A 3,128-nucleotide genomic window follows, 5' to 3' on the forward strand; every position below is an offset into this window, starting at 1 on the left:
ATTTAATTCAGCAAGATATTGTTCCTTCCAGCGCTATACGGCAGATTTACCCGCACCGGATATTTTTCAACTTGGATATTGCTATATCCACCTTCAACCATGAGTTTTGCATATTCCAGTTTTTGCTTTGCGCTAAAGGTCACTTTTACTTTTCGTGGTATACTTATACCTATAAGATTTTGCTTAATTATAAGCTATAAATCTTTACAGTTTTATTAGACCACACTACAGCTGGTTGACCAACAATAGCCGCATTTAAATTACCATTTTTTAAAATAATGTTTTGTACTGCTTTAAGCTTTTTACCTTTTAATAAGTAACCGCCATGAGCTACAAAACGTTCGCGCACTTGATTGTAAATTTCGTCTACAATGACAACTGATTGCTTTGACGCGCAAATAACACGATTATCAAAAGTTTTTGACATTAAAATTGAAGCAACTGCACGTTTAATGTCGGCAGAACTGTCAATCACGACAGGTGTATTACCTGCACCTACACCGATGGCAGGTTTTCCTGAGCTATAAGCTGCTTTCACCATACCAGGTCCACCGGTTGCTAAGATAAGGTTAACATCAGGGTGGTGCATTAATGCATTTGAAAGTTCGACCGAGGGTTCATCTATCCAGCCAATGATATCTTTTGGTGCAGCAGCAACAGCGGCTTGTAATACGATTTTGGCGGCGTTGTTAGTGGCATTTTTAGCGCGAGGGTGAGGGGGAAAATAATCCCGTTACGCGTTTTTAGACTGATTAAAAATTTAAAAATGGCTGTCGATGTAGGATTAGTTGCTGGAACAATACCACAAATTAAGCCAATAGGCTCGGCAATGGTGATAGTACCAAAAGTAAGATGTTCGGACAGAATGCCAGAAGTTTTCTCATCTTTATAAGCATTATAAATATATTCTGAAGCAAAATGATTTTTAATCACTTTATCTTCTATAATTCCCATGCCAGATTCTTCAACTGCTAATTTTGCTAAAGGAATGAGAGAGTCAGCAGCAAGAGCAGCAGCACGAAAAATTTTATCAACTTGATCCTGGGTAAAATTTGCAAATTGTTGTTGTGCTTTTTTACACGCATGACAAGTTCATTGAGTTCAGTAACATTAGTTACAGACATAAAGATTACTCCTAATAAATGTTAAATTTTTTAGTCAATTAGCCTAGATTAGGAGCAATATAATTAAATATGAGGTGTCATATTACATATTATATAAGTGCTAATTTGTTTTTAGTAAGCTAATTGACTAAAAAAATTCACATTATAAAAATAAGCAAAAACGCTCATTATATTTATGAGAACTCAATAGATATATAGCTTACCATTTATAAATAGCGCTAAAGTGATCTTTATCAAAAAAAGTGCATACTGAATCAATTTAGTAATAAGTTATATAAAAATAATTTGAATTAGCAATATAAGTAAATATTGAAGAATTAAGTTAGCAAAATTTTGTATGGTATTTAATTTAGAAACTTATTTTTTATTGAATTAATTTTTGAATTTTAGCTAGATAAGTATGCTACGCTAAGATAAAGTGTTTTTCCTGCTAGGCTAAACATTATTTGTTTTGAATAATTAATTTTTAGCTAAGCGTTAATATTTGATTGAGGGACTCAATTTTGGTTGGTACTTTACTGGATCTTCCTAATTATATTAAGTTTTTTTTAGGTCTTTTTGCGTTAGTTAATCCGATAGGAATTTTGCCTGTATTTATTAGTATGACTAATTATCAATCTGTGACAGAAAGAAACCGCACTAATTTAGTGGCTAATTTTTCTGTGGCAATTATTTTATGTATTTCGTTATTGGTGGGAGAGGTTGTTTTAAAATTATTTGGTATCTCTATTGATTCTTTTCGTATTGCTGGCGGAATAGTTATTGCAGCCATTGCTATGTCTATGATTAGTGGTCGAATAGGTGAAGATAAGCAGAATAAACAGGAAAAATCAGAAACTGCTATTCTTGATAGTATTGGAGTTGTTCCTTTAGCATTACCATTAATGGCAGGGCCTGGAGCAATTAGTTCATGTATTGTCTGGTCTTCTCGTTGGTTAGGATGGCAAAATTTAGTTGGTCTATCGCTAACGTGTATCTTTTTTGCTTTGTGTTGTTGGTTACTTTTTCGCTCAGCAACAATTCTCGTTAAATATTTAGGTCAAACGGAAATTAATGTTATTACTCGTATTATGGGATTATTATTAATGTCACTTGGAATTGAGTTTATCATTACAGGCACTAAATCTGTTTTCCCTGGATTACTTTAAACGATCAATAACATCATAACTCATTGATATTTATAACGTATTCATAAAATTTTGATATATTGATATTGATATTGATATTGATATTGATATAAAACCTATATTAATAAATTTATTTATCTAATAATTGTAAGTTTTATGAATTATTAATCCATCATAAAATCTATTTCTATAGGCTAAAAAACACTTTTTTAATAAGGACCTCAATAGCAATATTCATTTTAATTTATGGTCTAATAGGGTGATTAATAATTTAAAATTGAAATTTTTCCTGTTAGCTAATCCGCTTGATTATAATACATAAAGGCAAGTTATGGTGCTGGAAATCTGCTCAATGAATTAATTTTGTTATTAACTATGTGCAGCCTAATTTATAAAAATTAGCCTTATTTTATAAATTAGGTGTGTATATGAATATCATTATCTGACAATTATGGAAAATAAATGTTATTGGTTGATTTATTAGTATTGGCTTAACTTAACAAAAATAATTTTTTGACGCTGATAATTTTATAAAAATATTACAATAATAGGCTAAAAAATAGCAAATACGTTCGATAACACGGTTCCATAATGGGCGTTTATTCCAATTCTTCTGCATCAAAGGTGTAGAAGCGAGCAATGTAATTATATTTAACTAATATTAGATCGCTACCAAAGCTTTTATCATCAATTATAGCTAAACGTCTTAATTTTGATTACAAAAATATATGTTTTTCTCCAATATAAATTTACTGATATAGAGTAATTACTTGTAATTATTTTAAAATCGCCTAGCTATACAGATGCAGAGCCAATCCGAAATTGCTTCGCTGTTTCTCGGATACTCAACCCTTCTTCTTCCATCGTAAATATCACT

The 3,128-nt window shown here is 31.0% G+C and carries 1 protein-coding gene and 1 pseudogene; one reads left to right on the plus strand and one right to left on the minus strand.

Annotated features, from left to right (window positions below):
- Positions 1–229: 229 nt before the first annotated feature.
- A pseudogene (locus tag ARSQ2_RS10595) lies at positions 230–1,124 on the minus strand (aldehyde dehydrogenase family protein); the annotation flags it as partial.
- 503 nt (positions 1,125–1,627) lie between these two features.
- Here ARSQ2_RS10595 and ARSQ2_RS10600 point away from each other — a divergent pair.
- Positions 1,628–2,272 (plus strand): YchE family NAAT transporter, encoded by a 645-nt coding sequence (locus ARSQ2_RS10600; protein ID WP_181995280.1) that lies wholly within the window; start codon positions 1,628–1,630, stop codon positions 2,270–2,272.
- Positions 2,273–3,128: the final 856 nt, after the last annotated feature.

It is taken from the genome of Arsenophonus endosymbiont of Bemisia tabaci Q2 (assembly GCF_902713415.1).
Classification (GTDB): Bacteria; Pseudomonadota; Gammaproteobacteria; order Enterobacterales; family Enterobacteriaceae; genus Arsenophonus.